The sequence below is a fragment of the Rubripirellula tenax genome (assembly GCF_007860125.1).
Lineage (GTDB): Bacteria > Planctomycetota > Planctomycetia > Pirellulales > Pirellulaceae > Rubripirellula > Rubripirellula tenax.
The window spans coordinates 51,985-71,607 of sequence record NZ_SJPW01000003.1 but is presented as its reverse complement, the minus strand read 5'-3'; the positions used below and the strand labels follow the sequence as shown (position 1 = coordinate 71,607).

13 protein-coding genes are annotated in these 19,623 nt (G+C 55.6%); 4 read left to right on the top strand and 9 right to left on the bottom strand.

Going from position 1 to position 19,623, the window contains the following annotated elements:
* Positions 1 to 5 precede the first annotated feature (5 nt).
* From Poly51_RS11215 to Poly51_RS11200, 4 genes are all read right to left on the bottom strand, one after another.
* Positions 6 to 1,055: a lamin tail domain-containing protein gene (locus Poly51_RS11215; protein ID WP_146457484.1), complete on the bottom strand. Its 1,050-nt coding sequence runs from the start codon at positions 1,053 to 1,055 to the stop codon at positions 6 to 8.
* A 298-nt stretch (positions 1,056 to 1,353) separates the two neighbouring features.
* Entirely contained in the window at positions 1,354 to 2,973 is a 1,620-nt protein-coding gene (locus tag Poly51_RS11210) for a PIG-L family deacetylase (protein WP_146457482.1), read from the bottom strand.
* A gap of 123 nt (positions 2,974 to 3,096) precedes the next feature.
* Positions 3,097 to 4,065, bottom strand: coding sequence for a deoxyhypusine synthase family protein (locus tag Poly51_RS11205; RefSeq protein WP_146457480.1), 969 nt, complete (start codon positions 4,063 to 4,065; stop codon positions 3,097 to 3,099).
* Positions 4,066 to 4,436: 371 nt separating this feature from the next.
* Complete coding sequence (locus Poly51_RS11200) at positions 4,437 to 4,802, bottom strand: hypothetical protein (protein ID WP_222435834.1); 366 nt, start codon at positions 4,800 to 4,802, stop codon at positions 4,437 to 4,439.
* 41 nt (positions 4,803 to 4,843) lie between these two features.
* On the opposite strand from Poly51_RS11200, the gene rpoB reads away from it, so the two are divergent.
* Together rpoB and rpoC are read left to right on the top strand one after the other, a co-directional pair.
* Complete coding sequence (gene rpoB / locus Poly51_RS11195; RefSeq protein ID WP_146457476.1) at positions 4,844 to 8,569, top strand: DNA-directed RNA polymerase subunit beta; 3,726 nt, start codon at positions 4,844 to 4,846, stop codon at positions 8,567 to 8,569.
* A 170-nt stretch (positions 8,570 to 8,739) separates the two neighbouring features.
* Positions 8,740 to 13,101 (top strand): DNA-directed RNA polymerase subunit beta', encoded by a 4,362-nt coding sequence (rpoC, locus tag Poly51_RS11190; RefSeq protein WP_146457474.1) that lies wholly within the window; start codon positions 8,740 to 8,742, stop codon positions 13,099 to 13,101.
* Positions 13,102 to 13,299: 198 nt separating this feature from the next.
* Here rpoC and Poly51_RS11185 read toward each other — a convergent pair whose 3' ends face one another.
* Positions 13,300 to 14,556 (bottom strand): GspE/PulE family protein, encoded by a 1,257-nt coding sequence (locus tag Poly51_RS11185; RefSeq protein WP_146457472.1) that lies wholly within the window; start codon positions 14,554 to 14,556, stop codon positions 13,300 to 13,302.
* A gap of 150 nt (positions 14,557 to 14,706) precedes the next feature.
* Between Poly51_RS11185 and Poly51_RS11180 the strand changes: the two genes are divergently transcribed.
* Positions 14,707 to 16,191 (top strand): RecQ family ATP-dependent DNA helicase, encoded by a 1,485-nt coding sequence (locus Poly51_RS11180; protein WP_146457470.1) that lies wholly within the window; start codon positions 14,707 to 14,709, stop codon positions 16,189 to 16,191.
* On the opposite strand, the gene Poly51_RS11175 is transcribed toward Poly51_RS11180, so the two are convergent.
* Entirely contained in the window at positions 16,175 to 16,381 is a 207-nt protein-coding gene (locus Poly51_RS11175) for a hypothetical protein (protein ID WP_146457468.1), read from the bottom strand. The two genes, Poly51_RS11180 and Poly51_RS11175, sit on opposite strands and share 17 nt — an antisense overlap.
* The gene (locus Poly51_RS11170) at positions 16,359 to 17,207 is read right to left on the bottom strand and encodes a hypothetical protein (RefSeq protein WP_146457466.1); all 849 of its coding nucleotides are present in this window, start codon (positions 17,205 to 17,207) and stop codon (positions 16,359 to 16,361) included. The genes Poly51_RS11175 and Poly51_RS11170 overlap by 23 nt, the downstream gene beginning before the upstream one ends.
* A gap of 112 nt (positions 17,208 to 17,319) precedes the next feature.
* Between Poly51_RS11170 and Poly51_RS11165 the strand changes: the two genes are divergently transcribed.
* A complete protein-coding gene (locus Poly51_RS11165) occupies positions 17,320 to 17,532 on the top strand; it encodes a hypothetical protein (RefSeq protein ID WP_146457464.1) in 213 nt (70 codons plus the stop codon).
* 76 nt (positions 17,533 to 17,608) lie between these two features.
* On the opposite strand, the gene Poly51_RS11160 is transcribed toward Poly51_RS11165, so the two are convergent.
* Both Poly51_RS11160 and accD read right to left on the bottom strand, forming a co-directional pair.
* On the bottom strand, positions 17,609 to 18,517 hold the full coding sequence (locus Poly51_RS11160) for a serine/threonine protein kinase (protein WP_146457462.1): 909 nt from the start codon (positions 18,515 to 18,517) through the stop codon (positions 17,609 to 17,611).
* A 164-nt stretch (positions 18,518 to 18,681) separates the two neighbouring features.
* A complete protein-coding gene (accD, locus tag Poly51_RS11155; RefSeq protein ID WP_146457460.1) occupies positions 18,682 to 19,569 on the bottom strand; it encodes an acetyl-CoA carboxylase, carboxyltransferase subunit beta in 888 nt (295 codons plus the stop codon).
* Positions 19,570 to 19,623 lie beyond the last annotated feature (54 nt).

Genomic DNA, 19,623 nt, shown 5'->3' with positions numbered 1-19,623 from the left:
ACCAGCTATGCTTCATAGCGACCGGCCGCCGGTATGTTGAACGTACGGATTGTGTCGTTGGCGGCCCGCGTCCCTTGGAATGATGAGGAAAAGGTCTGGCCATTCCCCGCCAACGACAATCCAAATCCGTCGTCGCTGTTGACGCCGAACGACCATGCGCCAGCACTGGGGATGACGATCGACGCGGTGGCTTCGATCACGAAATGGTTGATGTCGTCACCAATCGCCTGATTCGGAAACGGGCCGTCACCGCCAAATCGACCGTTCGCGCCGGTGCCCAAGAAGTTGATCGTGTTGGAATTTGCGTTCAGATCCAAGGACTGATAAGCCGGTGTGGCGAGCACCGATTCGGCAAGGGTCAGGTTCGAGATGGTACCGTCGAATGTTCCGGATGATTTCGCTTTCACATAACGAACATTGAAACCCGGTTGCTCGATGCCATAGCCGATTCCGGTGGGACCCGGTGTCCAAGACGCGTCGTTGAACGTCGTCGTTTTCCAGCTATCGCCTAGCGAGCCGTTGGCCGGAACGAACGTTCGCGAACCATCGCCGACTTCGATCAAGTCATCAACGTTGAAGCCGACACCAAACGAGACGTTGGTCGTTTGTGTGGGGTACTGCGGCGCAAACTCGCTAACGATCGTTCCGTCGGGCTGGACCAATGCAAGGTAGTCACCGCCGGATCCGAGTTTGAAGTTGGTGTGTAACTGTTGTCCCGAGACCGCGCGGTCTTTGTCCGACGCGAATACCACCAAAAAGTCATTCGCTGGAATGGTGACCGATGGGAACGTCCACTCGCTCAAGTCCAGCGGGTCATCCGTCAATCGCCATCCGGATAGATCGACCGTTGCCGACGTCGGGTTGTGGATTTCGATCCAATCGCTCGTGTCGCCGTCGATGTCCTCAAGTCCGCCCGAGTTCGACGCCAGAAACTCGCTGATGATCGGCGTAGCCGCCATGGCGACGCGCGGCTCCAGTCGTTCGGCGACCAATTTTCGAGCGAGGCGTCGACGTCGGGACGCACTTTTTTTGTTGGTCTGCAAAGATCGCGACAAGGTGCTCGCTCGTATTTTGAGAAGTGATAAGAAAAGACAACAACGTTGTATGAAGAAAAGGGGGCAATCGCCTCACCGACAGGCCGATTGTCCGTTACATACATCGCAGGGACTCGAGTCTCGAGCGTTTCCGGGCCAGCAGTCTAGCGACTCGCGGTTGAAGTGCCGAATGTTGCCTGCATCAAAGAGGGGTTGGGCGGGTGCTTGGTCGGGGGTGTTTCTCGCGCCGGTGATGCGTCGTTTTCAGCTTCCATTTGTCGTGTCCACAAAGGAGCAAAGGCCGAATGAAGTTGCACGATCACTGGACGTCGGGCAGTCGGCGGTCAGGACCCGGAGTCTGGCGCATGAACGCTTCGGCAGTGATCGCCGACGTTTGCTTGCCGCGAAACTTTTCCATCAAGCCATGATCGCCGGGGTAGTCTCGCTCGATGTGTTGGCTCTGGTGGACGAAGCAGGCTTGGTGTTTTGTCTTCAGCGTATCGCTGATGTCCACAAAATCGGTCGGCAAAAAAGTTTGCGTTTGCGAACCGGTCATCACTTCGTAGTAATACAGCGCCGCATTTGATCCGCCGCGAAGCCAGGCATCATAAACCAGCATCGTGCAATGGCGATGGTCGCGATGTGTGTCGATCGGCCAATGCGTGAAGATGACGTCGGGCGCCAGGGCCGACACGACGTCGCGCATTCTTTCATACGCTTCGCCGTTGATTGTCGACTCGCCGTCGATCTGGCCAAAGAAGATCGGCTTCGCCCCCAGCAACACCGCGGCACGCGTCGCTTCTTGGCGACGAATTTCGGAAGCCTTGTCGTGCGAAACGCCGTCGATGCCCGCTTCGCCCGTCGTCAAATACAGCATGCTGACGTCGTGACCTTGGGCGACGTATTTCGCAATCGTTCCACCGCATCCCGTTTCTGGGTCGTCGGGGTGTCCTCCGGCGACCAGCACCTTCCATCGCTTGGCGGGATTCGTCGATTCGCTAGCCACCGAAGGTTGCGACAGTTCGCGAAGCGAATCGGCCATCATTTCACCCACCAAGAGCGAACCGGCGGAATCGTAGTGAGCATTGTTCGCAATTGTGGCGGACGACGTGTCAACGTATTGGCAATGGCCGATCTGGTTCGCGACCGTCTTTTGTGCTGCGACGATCGCCTCCATCGCCTCGGGATTTTCGGGGCCGAACTTCGTGTTGACAGCCAAGCGAACGGCAAGGTCGGGCTGGTCGACGGTGGTGCGAATCGCCTGGATCGTGGCGGTCAATCGAGCGACATAATTCGCAGCCCTGTCCGGCGCCGAATCCGATTCCCCTTGAATCCAAAGCATCGCCCGTGGCCGCAGCGTCAAGCCAAGTTTCTCGGCTTCCTGCTTCGCTCGCCCGAACTGTTCGATCAAAGCGCCCAAGCAATTGCCAGGCTGTTCGGCTTGCGCCGGGCTCCAATCATTTTCGACCGATGTGCCGCTGAAGGCGACTTTCAAAACCGCGATAGCGGGAAAGCGATGGGGGCGATCGCCGTGATCGGACATCAACTGTCGGGCCAAGCCGATTTCGGGACCAAAGCCACCGGCGGTAAACATAAAGTTGCCGTATTGGCGTGTCTTGTGGTTCTTGGGCGTGATGGGATCGCCCAAATGCTGGGGCATCAGCGTCAACCATGCGTCACCGCTGGAAGAGTCGTGGTCGTCGGCAGGAGGGTCCCCGCACTTCCACCAGAACAGCACATCGGAATCGTTGACGTCCGACTCCAGCGTCGCGGGATCGGAATCCGCCCCGACGGCATTGCTCTGGCCTGCGACAATGTAGAGATCGACGATGCGATTTTCGTCTGCGAGCGAGTCTGTCGAAGCAATCGACATCCCCAAGGCGAAAAGAGCCGGCATCAAAAAGCGGCCGAGAAGCGGGCGGATTGTCATGGCGTTCATCAAGCGGCATCCGCAAGAAATGGAAACCACCTTCGTGACCGAAGGTACGGGATCGAGGCCGAGGGCATCGAGTGTTTACTTGTCGTGAAAGAAAAAAAATTGGGGTTCATTTCCTTTCCGTGGCTACCAACCCAAGATGTGTGCAAAGACCAGTGGCGCGCAAATGGTTGCATCGGATTCAATGATGAACTTCGGTGCGTCAGCATCCAGTTTACACCAAGTGATCTTTTCGTTGGGTACCGCACCACTGTAGCCGCCGAAACTGGTGATGGCGTCGCTGATTTGGCAAAAGTAGCTCCACAGCGGAACGTCGCGTTCGAGGTCTTGCCGCAGCATCGGAACGACGCAAATCGGGAAGTCGCCCGCGATGCCGCCACCGATTTGAAAGAATCCGATCGGGCCGACTTTCGATTCCTCTTCGTACCACTGGGCCAAGCGTTGCATTTGGTAGGTGCCCGTCGCGATCGCCGTGTGGTTGAGAACGGTTCCGTCGATGACGCGGGCGGCGTAAATGTTGCCCAGCGTCGAGTCTTCAAAGCCCGGCGTGAAGACTGGGATGTCCATGTCTTTCGCCGCAGCCAGCCACGAGTGCTCTCGTGGGATTTGGTAGTGCTGGACCAAATCCTTGTCGTCCAGCAGTTCGAACATGAAGTCGACCGGCATCCGGCCTTTATTCGACTTGGCGGCGTCTTGCCACATCGGGGTCAATCGGCCTTCGATGTGTCGCATCACGGTTTCGGGGATGCAGGTATCGGTGACTCGATTGAATCCTTCGTCGCGAAGGGCCACTTCATCGTCGGTGGATAGGGCTCGCCAGTTATCGACGATGCGGTATTCGTCGTGGGCGACCAGGTTGAAGATGTCTTCTTCTAGGTTCGCGGCGGTGCAGGTGATCGCGTGGATTTTGCCCGCGCGGATCATTGGTGCTAGTGAAAGTCCCAATTCGGCCGTGCTCATCGCCCCAGCCAGGGTAACCATCATGCGTCCATTCTTAGCCGGCGAAACGAAGTCGCCATAGGATCGGGCCGCCGCCACCAGTTCACGGGCGTTGAAGTGAAGGAAGTGTTTTTCCAGGAGTTCGGTGACGTTCATCGGTGAGGTCGCGAGGAGGGTTGGGCAAGCGTGTGGAATCCAGTATCCCAGTCGTCATAGCTTCCGATTGGCGGGGCAAACAAGCAACCCGCCTGCGCCCACGGGCATCGAACCGCGGGGTGCGGCAGCTTGCAGGCTGTCGGAGCCCGATTCGTGACGCCGTCGGTAATTTGCCCGAGAGGCGATTTTTTCCGGAAAAGATCCGAAACCCGATTTTGTCTTCGCGACAGGATTTTTGGAGTTTTTTTGCGGCTCGGTGTCCTGGGCGTCCGTTAAGTGCCCTTAAGGTTGCTCGGGGTGTCGTTCCATGAAAAAGTTTTTTGCTTCTATTTCAAGGCCCGGAAACCGCTCAGGAAAAAACTCATTTATTTTCAAAACGTTGTTTCTTTCGAGGAATTCACGTCTTTGATGCTGCACAGCACAATTCGGGCCAAAATCTGCGAGTTGCCCTTTTCGTAAATCCGCGATTGTGATATTTTCCCAGAGTGTCCATAGGCCCAATGTTGCGTTCTCGCCCGTTTTCCACTGTCCTTCGCGGTTACCCGGTTGTCTTCCCCGGAACGCAGCGAGTGGATGGTTCGCGCGGCAGCGTCCCTTTCGTTGGCGATTTCATCACTCAATCCGACTTGCTTGAGTGCTTCGTTCTTACCACCGCTGACCCGACCTCTTACTGAACGCACGTCATTCGGACCATTGCGGCGCCCGTAAAACGCGAGCGCCGCTGTACAAATCAGCACGCACACCCAAATCTTGGCTTTCTAAGGAGCTTTTCTACACGATGGCAACCACCAGTCACCGTCGACTAGAGCCGACAACTGTCCGTCACTTCGGTACCGGCCTCGGAGGAAACTTCGAGCTTCCCGATCTGACCGAGCTTCAAACAGCTTCCTACGCTGAGTTCCTTCAGGAAAACACGGATTCGCGAAAGCGGAAGCTTCATGGTCTGGAATCCGTGCTGCACGAGATTTTTCCGATCGCAAGTTACGACGGCAACACCACGCTTGAGTATCTGTACTACGAACTGGGGAAACCTCGCTATACCAGCCAAGAATGTCGTCAGCTGCGTTTGACCTACGGTCGCCCGCTGCGAATTTGGTTGCGGTTGAATCGTGAAGAGCCGCTGGAAGAAGAAGTGTACTTGGGCGATCTGCCGATCATGTTGGGCGGCGGCGAGTTCATCATCAACGGTGCCGAGCGAGTTGTTGTTAGTCAGTTGCACCGCAGTCCCGGTGTCGACTTTGTGTTGGAACAAGACACGACCAGTGACCGCAAGTTGCCGTCGTGCCGCGTGATTCCCGAGCGGGGATCGTGGATCGAAGTTAACGTCACCAAGAAGGACTCGTTGACGGTCCGCATTGACCAAAGCGGTAAGTTCTCGGCGACGACATTGCTTCGCGCGATGGATCCGAAGTACTCGACCGATGCGGATATTCTGAACGCGTTCTACGAAACCGGCACCATCAAGATCACCGGCAGCACCAAGCCAGAGGCGGTCGAGGGCAAGATCGCCGTCGATGACGTTGTCTATCCCTCGGAAAGCGAGCGAGCGGGCGAGATCATCGTCGAAGCCGGTCACAAGATCACCAAGGAAGTCGCCGAGATCATCTGCACCGCCGGTGTGAAGAGCATCGATGCGATGGATGCACCGAAGATTCCTTTGATCTTCAATTCATTGATCGACGACAACACGGCCAGTCACGAAGAAGCGTTGCTGCGGATCTATCAACGACTGCGTCCGGGCAACCCGCCGCAGCTTGAAAAGGCTCGCACGTTGTTCACGGAGAAATTCTATGACGACAACCGTTATCGTTTGGGCAAGGTCGGCCGTTTCCGTTTGAATCGTAAGCTCGGTTTGAACGTTCCCGAAACGGAAATGTGCTTGCGTCCGGATGACATGATTTCGGCGATCCGCTACCTGATCGACTTGTTCGATTCGGAAAGTGCGGCCGAGATCGATGACATCGACCACTTGGGCAACCGTCGTCTGCGAACGATCGATGAATTAGCCAGCGAAGAACTTCGCAAAGGTTTCTTGAAGCTTCGTCGTACCGTCCAAGAGCGGATGAGCATCAAGGATGCGACGGACATGTCGCCTCGCAGCTTGATCAATCCGAAGTCCGTGTCGGCAGCGATCGACTACTTCTTTGGTCGTGGCGAACTTTCCCAGGTCGTTGACCAGACGAACCCGCTTTCGCAGTTGACTCACGAACGACGTTTGTCAGCACTAGGTCCGGGCGGACTGAACCGAAAACGGGCGGGCTTCGAAGTTCGCGACGTTCACATTTCGCACTACGGCCGGATCTGTCCGATTGAAACGCCGGAAGGCACGAACATCGGTTTGATTTCGTCGTTGGCTATTTTCGCCGGCGTCGATGATTATGGTTTCTTGATCACTCCGTACCGGATCATCAAGGAAGGGAAAGTCACCGACGAAACGGTTTGGTTGCGTGCGGACGAGGAAAGTGAATCCTACGTCGCTCCGGCCGATACCGAGATCAATAACGGTGCACTCGTTGCCGGTCCGAACATGATCGCCCGTTTCCGCAGTGACTTCCAAATCGTCCAGCCCGAACAGGTCCACTACATGGACGTCGCGCCGGCACAGATGGTGGGCGTGTCCGCGGGGCTGATTCCGTTCCTCGAGCACGATGATGCAAACCGCGCGCTCATGGGTTCGAACATGCAGCGGCAGGCGGTGCCGTTGTTGGTTGCCGAACCGCCGATCGTTGGCACCGGGATGGAACGCGAAGTCGCCCGAAACAGCGCGATGGTCGTGCGTGCTCGTCGTGCGGGCAAGGTCACCTACGTCGATTCGACTCGCATCGAAATCGGAAGCGACCACTATGACTTGAAGAAGTACCAAGGGCTGAACGAACGGACGTGTCAAAACCAACGTCCGATCGTGTCGCTGGGTGATAAGGTCGAAAAGAGCCAAATCATCGCCGACGGTGCTGCGACTCAGAACGGTGAATTGGCATTGGGCCGAAACGTTTTGGTCGGGTTCATGTCGTTCGACGGTTACAACTACGAAGACGCGATCATCATCAGCGAAGAATTGGTGCGAAACGACACCTACACGTCGATTCACATCGAAGACTTCGACGTCGAAATTCGCGAAACCAAATTGGGTCGTGAAGAGTTCACTCGCGACATTCCCAACGTTTCGGAAAAGGCACTTCGCAACTTGGACGACACCGGTATCGTGAACGTCGGTACCTACGTGAAGCCGGGCGACATCCTGGTTGGAAAGGTTTCGCCGAAGAGCAAGACCGAGTTGACGCCGGAAGAAAAATTGTTGCATGCGATTTTCGGTCGTGCCGGTGAAGACGTGAAGAACGATTCGTTGGAAGTGCCATCGGGTATCGAAGGCATCGTGATCGACACGCACAAGTTCAGCCGTCGGATGAGTTTGTCCGAAGACGAGCGAAAGGTGTTCGAGAAAGAACTGAAGGAAGCCGAAGGTGTGGGCAACGCAGAGATTGCCAGCACATTCGAGGGCCTCGTTCGCGAACTCGAAGAAGCGGCCGGCACGAAGTTGAAAGACTCCACCGGCACTCCGCTTGCCGACGGTCAAGATCCTAAGTTCATCGCCGAACGGGCGACGTCCTTCCGCATCGATCACATCCTGGATCAAGTCAAGGATGATGCGAAGAAGAAGGAAGTCGACAAGGTCTTTGCACAGCAGTGGGTCAATGTCGAACAGGCCATCGACGCTCGTGACCGTTCGCTCAACAGCATGAAACGTGGCGATGAACTTCGCAGCGGCGTGTTGCAGATGGTCAAGATTTATGTCGCGACCAAACGGACGATCAGCGTCGGTGACAAGATGGCCGGTCGCCACGGAAATAAGGGGGTGATCGCCAAGATCCTTCCGATCGAAGACATGCCGTTCTTGCCCGATGGAACGCCGATCCAAATCATGTTGAACCCGCTTGGCGTTCCGTCGCGGATGAACGTGGGACAGATTTTGGAAACGCACCTTGGATGGGCCGGCGCGAAACTTGGTTTCCAAGCCATCACGCCTGTGTTCGATGGTGCGACGGAATCCGACATCAACAAGTGTTTGGCCGAAGCCGGTTTGCCTGCTCACGGAAAGATCCGTTTGACCGATGGTCGGACGGGTGAACCGATGGAGCAAGAAACGACGGTGGGCTACATCTACATGTTGAAACTGCACCACTTGGTCGACGACAAGGTTCACGCACGATCGACCGGACCTTACTCGTTGATCACCCAGCAACCCCTGGGCGGCAAGGCCCGCTTTGGCGGTCAACGTTTCGGCGAGATGGAAGTTTGGGCACTGGAAGCATACGGTGCCGCTTACATCCTGCAGGAACTGCTTACCGTCAAGAGCGACGACGTCGAAGGGCGTACGAAGATTTATGAATCGATGGTCAAGGGCGAGAACACGCTCGAAGCAGGCACGCCGGCATCGTTCGACGTGTTGACCAACGAAATTCGTGGTCTGGCGCTCAACATGCAGCTTGAGAAACGAGCGATCTGAGAGAGGGATTAGGTATTGGGTTTTAGGCGTTAGGAGACTGACGCCGGAAACCTGGACCTCTCTCGATAAGCATCGCCGGCGAACAACGTTGGCGATGAAATTTGTGACGACTTTTTGATTCGTCGCTGCGACCTAACACCTAAAACCTAATAGCTAAGGCCTTCCTTCCTATGTCGACCGGCGAAACCAGCAACTACGATCGCATTAACGACTACGCTTCGGTTCGGATTTCACTCGCACGCCCCCAGGACATCAAGGGTTGGTCGTTCGGCGAAGTGAAGAAGCCCGAAACGATCAACTATCGTACCTATCGCCCCGAGAAAGACGGGCTGTTCTGCGAGCGAATTTTCGGGCCTGAAAAGGACTGGGAGTGCGCCTGCGGTAAGTACCGCGGCATGAAGTACAAGGGCATGATTTGCGACCGCTGCGGTGTGAAAGTCACGCATAGCCGCGTTCGTCGTAAACGAATGGGCCACATCGAATTGGCCGCACCGGTCGTTCACATTTGGTTCTTCAAAGCGATGCCGTCGCGTTTGGGTAACCTGCTGGACATGAAGACCAGTTCGCTTGAAAAGGTCATCTACTTCCAAGACTACGTCGTCATCGATCCCGGATCGACGGAGTTGGAAGCTCGCCAATTGTTGACCGAAGAAGAGTATCGCGCCGCCCGTCAACAGTACGGCGAAGGCACCTTCGAGGCCGACATGGGCGCCGAAGCAGTTCGCAAGCTGCTCAACCAACTCGACTTGGTCACCTTGTCGGACAAGTTGCGTGTCGATTTGGTCGAGACCGGATCGAAGCAAAAGAAGAAAGACCTGATCAATCGTTTGAAGATCGTTGAATCGATCCGCGATAGCGATAACCGTCCCGAGTGGATGGTGTTGGACGTGATCCCCGTGATTCCGCCCGACTTGCGTCCATTGGTGTTGTTGGACAGCGGCAACTTTGCGACGTCGGACTTGAACGACTTGTATCGACGGATCATCAACCGCAACAACCGCTTGCGCAAGCTTGTCGACTTGAACGCACCGGAAGTCATCATTCGCAACGAAAAGCGAATGCTGCAACAGTCCGTTGATGCGCTGTTCGACAACAACCGCTGCAAGCGACCCGTGTTGGGTTCATCGAACCGACCGCTGAAGTCGTTGACCGACATGATCAAGGGCAAGCAAGGTCGTTTCCGCGAAAACTTGCTGGGCAAGCGAGTCGATTACTCGGCACGTAGCGTCATCGTGGTCGGTCCGCGGCTGAAGCTGCACCAGTGTGGTTTGCCGAAGAAGATCGCGCTCGAACTGTATCAACCGTTCATCATCCGTCGTTTGAAAGAGCTCGGCCACGCCGACACGATCAAGTCGGCCAAGAAGATGCTGGAGCGGAAAGACGAAGAGGTTTGGGACATCCTGGAACAGGTCATCACAAACCACCCCGTGCTTCTGAACCGTGCACCGACGCTTCACCGGATGGGGATCCAAGCGTTCGAGCCAGTGTTGGTCGAAGGCAACGCGATTCACTTGCACCCCTTGGTTTGCAAAGGCTTCAACGCCGACTTTGACGGTGACCAGATGGCCGTCCACTTGCCGCTTTCGATTGAAGCGCAAGTCGAAGCCCACACGTTGATGATGTCGACGAACAACGTCTTCGCACCGTCGAACGGCAAGCCGATCATGTCGCCGTCCCAGGACATCGTCATGGGTTGTTACTACATGACCGCCGAAATGCCCGATCAAAAGGGCGAAGGCATGATCTTCTCGGGCTACGACGAAGTCGATTTGGCATTCGCCCAAGGCGTCATCGCGCTGCACGCGAGGATCAAGATGCGGTTGCCCAAGTTCCAACGCTTGAAAACCGATAACGGCGATGGCAAGTACGGCGCGATCATCGACACGACGCCCGGTCGTGTCCGGTTCAATGAAATGCTTCCCGACGGGATGGATTTCTATAACCACCCGATGAAGAGCGGTGACTTGGCGTTGGCGATTAGCGACTGTTATCAACGTCTGGGTCGTCGCGCGACGATTCACTTGCTTGATGACATGATGCAGACCGGTTTCCGCGAATCGACGCGGTCGGGTTTGTCGTTCGCGACCGACGACTTGGTCACGCCGGACTCCAAAACGGAATTCATCAAGAAGGCCGAAAAGGAAGTCATGAAGCTGAAGAAGTCGTACGAACGCGGTTTGATGACCGGTGCGGAACGATACAACCACGTGCTGGACGAATGGACAGCGGCACGCGAGTTGATCACCAAGGACATGATGCAGGCGATGAAGAACGACGTCCGCGATGGCGGCTGGTACATCAACCCGGTGTATTTGATGTCGCACTCAGGTGCACGGGGTGGTATCGAGCAAATTCGGCAGTTGGCCGGTATGCGTGGATTGATGGCAAAGCCGACCGGTGAAATCATCGAAACGCCGATCAAGGCGAACTTCCGCGAAGGTTTGTCGGTACTGGAATACTTCTCGTCGACGCACGGTGCTCGTAAGGGCTTGGCCGATACGGCGCTTAAGACGGCCGACTCGGGTTACTTGACCCGTAAACTGGCCGACGTCGCGCAAAACGTCGTCATCACGATGAACGATTGCGGTACGACGCAAGGTATCACCAAGGGTGTTGTCTATCGCGGCGAGAAGGTCGAAGTCAGCTTGCTCGATTCGATCAACGGTCGCGTCAGTCGCCAATCGATCGTCAATCCGGTAACCGACGAAGTGATCGTTCGCGAAAACGAAATGATCACCCCCGAAATCGCCCGCAACATCGAAGGAATGGGACTGGAAAAGATCCAAGTCCGGACACCGATGACATGCGACGCGCCGTTGGGTGTTTGTCGTTGTTGCTACGGCATGGATATGTCGACTGGATCGTTGGTCGAAGAAGGCATGGCCGTCGGTATCATCGCCGCTCAATCGATTGGTGAACCCGGAACTCAGTTGACGATGCGAACGTTCCACATCGGTGGATCGGTTAGCAAGCAGTCGGTTGAATCGGACATCAAGAGCAAACGGTCTGGTGAAGTTCGTTTGACGCGGATGCGTGCGGTGGCCAACACCGAAGGCATCCCGATCGTGCTGAATCGAAACGGTGAAATCACGTTGGTCGACGAGCGTGGTCGCGAAATCGAATCGTATCCGGTTCCCACCGGTGCGGCGCTTCGCGTCAAAGAAGGCGAGACCGTTAAAGAAGGCACCGTCCTTTGCGAATGGAACCCCTACTCGATTCCGATCTTGTCGGAAGTCAACGGTAAGATCCGTTTCGAAGACATCGTCGAAGGCGAAACGATGCGGGTCGAGCGCGAAGCCAGCGGCAACGTGCGGATGATGATTGTCGACCATAAGGGTGACCTTCACCCGCAGTTGGTGATCGAATCGGTGGACTCCGACTTGGAAGCAGCCACCGGCAAGGCTCTCGACGTCATCTACTTGCCCGAACGTGCCATGATCGTGGCTCGCGAAGGCGACAAGATCGTTCCCGGTACGGTGCTGGCTGAAATGCCGCGTGAAGCCGGCGGTGTGTCGGATATCACGGGCGGTCTGCCTCGAGTTACCGAGATTTTCGAAGCTCGCAAGCCGAAAGATCCTGCTGTGATCGCGGAAGTCGATGGTGAAGTTGAAATTCTTGCCGAGCGTAAACGTGGTAAGCGAACCATTGTTGTTCGCAGCGAATCGGGTATCGAGCGTGAACACTTGGTTCCTCACGGCAAACACTTCCAAGTTCACAGCGGTGACTTCGTCAAAGCGGGTCAAGCACTCGTCGAGGGTCCGTTGGTTCCGCACGACATCTTGCGTGTCTCGGGTGAAGAAGCCGTTCAGCAATACTTGCTGCACGAAATTCAACAGGTCTATCAGTCGCAGAAAGTTGAAATCAACGATAAGCACTGCGAGATCATTATCGCCCGAATGCTTCGCAAGGTGAAAATTGAGTCAGCGGGTGATACGAACTTGTTGCCCGGCAGCGTGATGGACCGGTTCCATTTCCGTCACGCCAACGATGCGTTGGCCAATTGCATGAAGGTGACCAAGCCGGGTGCAAGCGATTTCCACGAAGGACAAATCATTCCCAAAGAAGTGTTCGAACAAACGAACGCGGAAATCGAAGCGATGGGTGGCGATCCTGCCAAGGGCAAGCGTCCCAAGAGTGCGACCGCCAGTACTCAGTTGCTGGGGATCACCAAGGCAGCCGTTCAGTCGAATAGCTTTATCTCGGCGGCTTCGTTCCAGGAAACCACCAAGGTGTTGACCGAAGCGGCATTGGCCGGCAAGGTCGACAAGTTGGTCGGGTTGAAGGAGAACGTTATCCTGGGTCACTTGATTCCCGCCGGAACGGGTTTCCGAATTTTCCAAGAATCGGAAGTCAATTACCGACGCGAAGCACTCGAGGAACTGGCGAATGCTCCGGTGCAAAGCCTGGAAGAGAGCTTCCCGCTGCTCAACGCAGACGAAGGCTCAGCTCCGTCACCAGCAGCGACGCCCGATGAACCGGTTGATATGCCGAAAAACCAAACCCTGGATCAAATGATGGGCGGCCAAGAGTAATTCTTAGCTAGTCGGATTCACCTTCAGTAAACAAAAAACCTCGCGTTCCATATCGGGACGCGAGGTTTTTCTTTGTCCAGCGTTAGAGCGTCGGTTGGGTTAGTCCGCGCGAGCGGCAAGCCAACTTCAATCGGCTTGCCGATTTCTCACTTTTCGTCGATCCGTTCTTAAGGTGTAGATCAATCGTCGTCGTGGTCGCTACTCTGCGTTCTTCGCCAATGCGGCCAAGGTTGCCAACAGCGGATCGGCGACGGCTTGGTTCGCTTCGTCGGCGGTGGTCAGTCCCCTGAGCACTCTCGCGGCCGTGACTTCGGCAAGACACAGCATGCCTTCATCGATTGCGATCGTTTCCAGTTGAGCTGCCGACGCGCCGTTGCCAATCGCTTCGCAGAGCCGATGGTCCATTCGCATGACTTCGGGGACGCACGTGAGTGCATCGAAGCCATCGCCGAAGCACTCTTCGCATCCCGCAGCTCCATACAAGCGCGGTTCCTGTCCACAGAGCACGCTTCGAATTCGTGGACCGATATCCATTTCGACGTCAAGCAGCGGTTTTCGGCACTTCGGGCATAGTTTGCGAAGCAGTCGTTGATTGATCACGCCGATGAGGGCACCTGCCAAGAACTTCGGCATCGTATCGTACTGCAACATCGCATCGACCGCTTCGGCACAGCTCTTTGCGTGAATGGTGGCGAGTACCAGTTGGCCGCTTGCGCCGGCACGGACCGCAGTGGAAGCGGTTCGTGAATCGCGGATCTCGCCAATCATGATCACATCAGGGCTATGACGAAGGACCGCCGAGAGCAGGTCGGCAAAGTCGAGACCGGCGCGAAGATTGACTTGTGATTGCATCACACCGGGAAGCGAGTGTTCGATCGGGTCCTCGAGCGTGTGGATTTTTCGGGTGCCGTCGTTCAACGCCTCCACTGCGGAATAGAGCGTGCTAGATTTACCGCTCGCGACCGGGCCGGCGACCAAAATCAAACCCGATGGCCGATGGATCAGATCCACAATGGTTTGCATTTCGGAATCGTCATATCCGAGATTTTCGATCGATCGTGCGCCACGAATCGGGTCGAACAAGCGTATTGCAACGTCTTGTCCATAGAGTGTCGGAATGGAGCTCAATCGCAAGTCGATGAGGCTGCCGTCGGGCGTGGCCAAGACTCCCCGGCCGTCGGACGGACGGATCGACTCGCCGGCATCGGCACCGGCGAGGACGCGAAGGTGGCCCTGCAATCGCTTTCCATATTGTCGAGCGAGTTGTCGAACGGGTTCAATTTTTCCTAGGCGACGAATCGAAACCAAAACACTGGATTCTGAATCCGAGATAAACAAATCGCTGGCGTGACGCTCGACGGCCCATTCGACCAAATTAGCGGCGTAAACCTCGGGCGGTGATAGTTCCGTTTCACCATGAAGAGGTTGGAAGTCAATCTTGTCGTTGGTGCTCATCTTGAAGTCTTCGTCGTGTAAGGGCTGGAAATCTTAGGGTGTCGCGACTTAGGAGCAAATTGGAAGCCTCGAACTTTGGGCTGTGCGAATCGGCCAATTTCCATTGGCATGACTATGGACGATCCGCGACGTGATTGCAAAGATTTTGGCATGACAGAGCACAGATTATCAATTCCGGCCGATGACGCGTTGGGACTTTTGGAAACACACTTTGGTTACCCGTCGTTTCGCGGAAGCCAGCGAGCGATCATTGACCATGTTTGTTCGGGACAAAATGCATTGGTGGTCATGCCCACGGGGATGGGCAAATCATTGTGTTACCAGATTCCTGCGCTAGCGATGAAGGCGGATGGAGAAAATTTAGTATTGGTTCTTTCCCCTCTGGTGGCGTTGATGCATGATCAGGTGGATTCCATGGTGCGCCGAGGCATGGATGCGGCCTTTATCAACTCGTCACTTGATCGCCCCACTCGTTTACAGCGTTATCAGGAATTGGCCGATGGAAAATATCGGTTGATATATGTGACGCCGGAACGGTTTCGCAAAGACGACTTTCGAGAAGCTCTGTCGAAGCGACGCGTTCGGTTGTTGGCGATCGACGAAGCGCATTGCGTCAGCCAATGGGGCCACGATTTTCGCCCCGACTATTCGCGGGTCGGTGACATTCGACGGTCTTTGGGCGACCCCGTCACGATCGCTTTGACTGCGACGGCCACCGCGGAATGTCGCGACGACATTCGCCGGCAACTGCGGCTGGATGAGAATTCAATCAAGTTGTTCCACGAGGGAATTGATCGACCGAATTTGAAGTTGGACGTGCAACCGGTTTTCGATGAAGAGGAAAAGCTAATCGTCATCGGGGACGCCTTGGACGATACCGAGTACCGCGGCGGAAGCGTCATCGTTTATTTCTCGCTGATCAAAACGTTGGAACGATTCAGCGACGATTTTCGCCAACGCGGAATCGACCACGTCGTCTATCACGGCGATGTTCCTCGCCATCGGCGTCGACGCGTTCAGGACGAATTCATGGCCGGTGATGCGGACATCGTGTTGGCGACACCCGCGTTTGGGATGGGTGTTGATAAGGAAGACGTTCGCGTTGTCATTCACGCCGAAACACCGGGGTCGATCGAGTCGTACTATCAAGAGATCGGGCGAGCGGGCCGCGACGGTAAGCCGAGTTTGTGTCGGTGGCTGTATGACCAGTCGGACTTGATGACGCAAATGCAATTCATTGAATGGTCCAACCCGGATGCTGATTTTTACGGTCGGGTATACACCACGATGGTCGAGCACCCTGAGCCATGCCGAGCCTTCGGGCTTCAGTGGCTTAACGATCGGTTGCAGCGGGTTAGCCGACATGATCATCGATTGGCGACGGCGATCGCGATGCTGGATCGTCACGGCGTCATCGCAGGCCCGCATGAACCAGAGTGCTTTGACATCCTTGGTCCTTTGCCGTCGTACTTTTCAGACGACGAAGCACTGGCGCATAAAAAACGCCGCGATCAGCAGCGTTTGTATGCGATGGTCCAATTGGCGGCCGAAGAAGGTGACCGCAAAGAGTTTCTCAACCGCTACTTTATGGGTGACGGTTTCACCGAAAATGAAAACCCTACGCCAACAGCGTAGTTTGCACGGGCATCACCATCACCGACGGGTTCGCCGTGTTGGTTCGGTAATAGTCCGGCGCCCAACGGTTCAATTCAATCCACATCGCAATGACGGCGATCAACATGAACAGCATGCTTAGCAGAAGCATGACCGTGTAGACGCTTGGTGGCTGCTTGCCACTATTTTCAATCGAGGGTTGTGTCGACACGGTCGTTCTCCTGCATGATGCCTTCGCTGTAGTCTTCCAAGATCTCGGCGACCGCACGGTCCGGTTCGGTCTTGCGGATTTTCATCTTGCCGATATAGCGACCGTTTCGGGTTACTTCCAAGAAGTGGCCTTCTCGCAGTCCTTCGTCGTAGCCGATTGAAACCAACGTCAAGCGACGTGGGCGATCGATTTCAAGAATCTTGCCGTTCCGCATCGGCGGTGCACCGTCCAGCGGTGCATTGATGTCGATGCCCTTCGATGCGACGACTTCTTCAAATCGCGTGACTTGCGACATCAGTTGAGCGTTGCGTTCTTCGAGCTGTTGCTTGAAGCCTCGCAGTTTGTTCATTTGGTCGGTCAATTCGAGCGTCTGCGTGAACAGGCTATCGCGACTCTGTTGTTCGTCGCGAACCTTCTGGCGAAGGCTCGAGTTGTCTGCGGTCAGGCGCTCCAATTCTTGAGCGCGACTCAAGTCAATTTGTGTGAGCTCTTGAACTTGCGCGGTCAATTTTTGAACGCTCGCTTCGCTTTGTTGCAGGTCACTCTTGAGTTGGTCGAGTTGAGTCTGCAGGGCGGCCAGCGCGGTACGGCGGGCGGCTTGTTCACGATCAAGCGACGATTGACTTCGCTCTTTCTGGATCGTGAGCTGTTCGTTCTCACGTGAGATCGCTTCGATCTGAGACTTCAGCCCCGGTTGTCCGTTGACACCGGTCAGAACAACGTCTCGCCAATTACGGTGGGACGCATTGACTGCCAGCGCCAAAACCATAAAGACGGCGCTGAGAATCAAAATGAGAGCTGTGAAGGACTTCCCAAGTAGGGTCATGGGTGTTTTCCGTTAACGACGAGATCGACAAGGGACGTGCGGGCAATCTTGCCTGAATTACCACGCCCCCGAAGTATAGTTACGCGGAAAAACGAGTGTCAACGAATTCGCTATGAAAACCGCCATTGCCGGCACCTTTTACCGAATCGGAACCAAATACACGGCGCCGGCCGGATACGCATCGGGAATCGGTCGTGCCGATTATGCCAATTTTTCCGTTTTGAGGAGCTTTTGCCGCGCTGGAACAGCCATCCGGTGGTGGCCTACGGTCTTTTTCGACCAGTCGGGCAAGGGAATTGACTTCGTTTTGCTGCGGCCCGATTAGCAGCCTGTTGAAAAAAGGGGCTGACTTAGGGGACGTCGAACGTCGGAGAGGGTCAGACCCCTTTTTCAACAGGCTGTTAGGCGTCCGAATCGACGAAGGCCTTTTCGACGTTTCGGATTCCGTGCAGAAATTGATCCATGTCCTCCGTTCGCTGTTCGACCACGGGATTGAGCGCGTTCATGATGGTCCGCGCCAGTCGCGGGTCGACGTTGGGGCATCGCTCGATCAGGTCTTTGGGAGGCCTCGAATCGTGTTGGAGCGCTGCTCGCCCGTTGAGCATCTCGCTCTGCCAGGGGTGAAAAAAACAAACGAGGCAGTAACACGTCACGCCAAACGAGAAAATGTCGACGCGTTTGTCGGTCGGTCGTCGGCGAACGATCTCTGGAGACATGTAAAGCGGCGTCCCCGTCCGATTGCCGGCAACCATAAAAGGGGCGGTTGCAGGGACCGTCAGCCCGAAGTCGATCAGTTTGACACCGGTCGTTTCCGGCAAGCAAATGAAGTTTCGCGGGCAAATGTCTCGGTGAATGAAGCCTTGGCTGTGGACATATTTCAGCGATTCGGCCATATCCCGAATCATCAGCATTCGGCGTCCCGTCACATGATGTTCTTGCTTTTGAACGACGATGTTTTGAAGACTCGGTCCACCGACGTATTCCATCACAATGACCGGTTCGCCCTTCAGCGACGTTCCGATTTCGTAGGTTTCGACGACCTTGGGATGCTTCATTTGCATCGCGATTTGGCCTTCGGACGGTTTGTTCAGGCCTTTGAATCGAGCCTCGAACAACTCCATCTTTTCGATATCCAGAATCTTCACTCCGACCATCCGGTCGTTGTGTTCGCGATCTTTCGCGACGAAAAAGTTGGCCATCGTTCCCGTCACTGCCGTCCGCTGGCGGGCGAACCGTCCGGCAACGTCAATCCGTCCGCCCGTGCTGGGGCCGGATTTGAACGCGGACTTGATGGAATCGAAAAGACTCATGGCGGAGTAGGAGTAGGTGACAGGTTTTAGGTGACAGGTGACAGGAAAAAGCGATGACTCAACCCCCTTTAGTTTAGGTCCAGATTGGGCAAGCTGAAACTGGATTCCAGGTGCCTATGCCCCGAAACCTGTTACCTGTGACCTGAAGCCTGTCACCTATCCCGCTATTTTCCGCAATAGTCGATTGCGCGGGCGATTTCGCTCTTGAGGTGCTTGCGTGTGACGATTCGGTCGATGTAGCCGTGTTCGAGGAGGAATTCGCTGGTTTGGAATCCCTCAGGCAATTCGATTCCGATGGTGGCTTTGATGGTCCGTGGCCCGGCGAACCCAATCAGAGCTTTGGGTTCGGCGAACACCAAATCGCCAAGCGATGCGAAACTTGCGGCGACGCCACCCATGGTTGGGTTGGTCAAAACGCTGATGAACAGTCCGCCGGACTCGTCATAGCGTGCAAGTGCCGCGGAGACCTTCGCCATCTGCATCAGCGACAGGATTCCTTCGTGCATTCGGGCACCGCCGCCCGACGCCGAGATGATGATCAGTGGCAGCCCGTCGTCCGTGGCACGTTCGATCAAACGCGTCAGGCGTTCGCCGACCACCGAGCCCATGCTTCCCATGATGAACGCACTATCGGTGACCGCAAACGCCACTCGACGAGCCCGAACCATTCCGGTTCCCGTCATCGCAGCATCGGTCAAACCCGTGCGTTTTTGCTCGCCGACAAGCCGGTCGGCGTACTTTCGTCGATCCGAAAACTCCAGCGGGTCGACCGGCCGAAGGGATTCGTTCATCGGCTCAAACGTGCCTTCGTCCAACACTTGAGCGATTCGATCAATTGCCGAAACGTAAAAGTGATGTTCGCACTTGGGGCAAACGTTCAGCCGTTGTTCGACTTCTTTTTTGTAAACCGACGATCCGCATCCCGGACACTTCAGCCAAAGTCCTTCCGGCACACCGCGTTTCTTTGGTGGCACGGGTGTATCGTCGGACGATGACACGGGTGTTTCCTCAGACATCGCGGGACCAGCAGGGTTGGAATCGACAGTGGACATGCAAAATTATTTCTTGCGGTGACGAATTTTCGCTCGCATACGGCGTTTTTTACG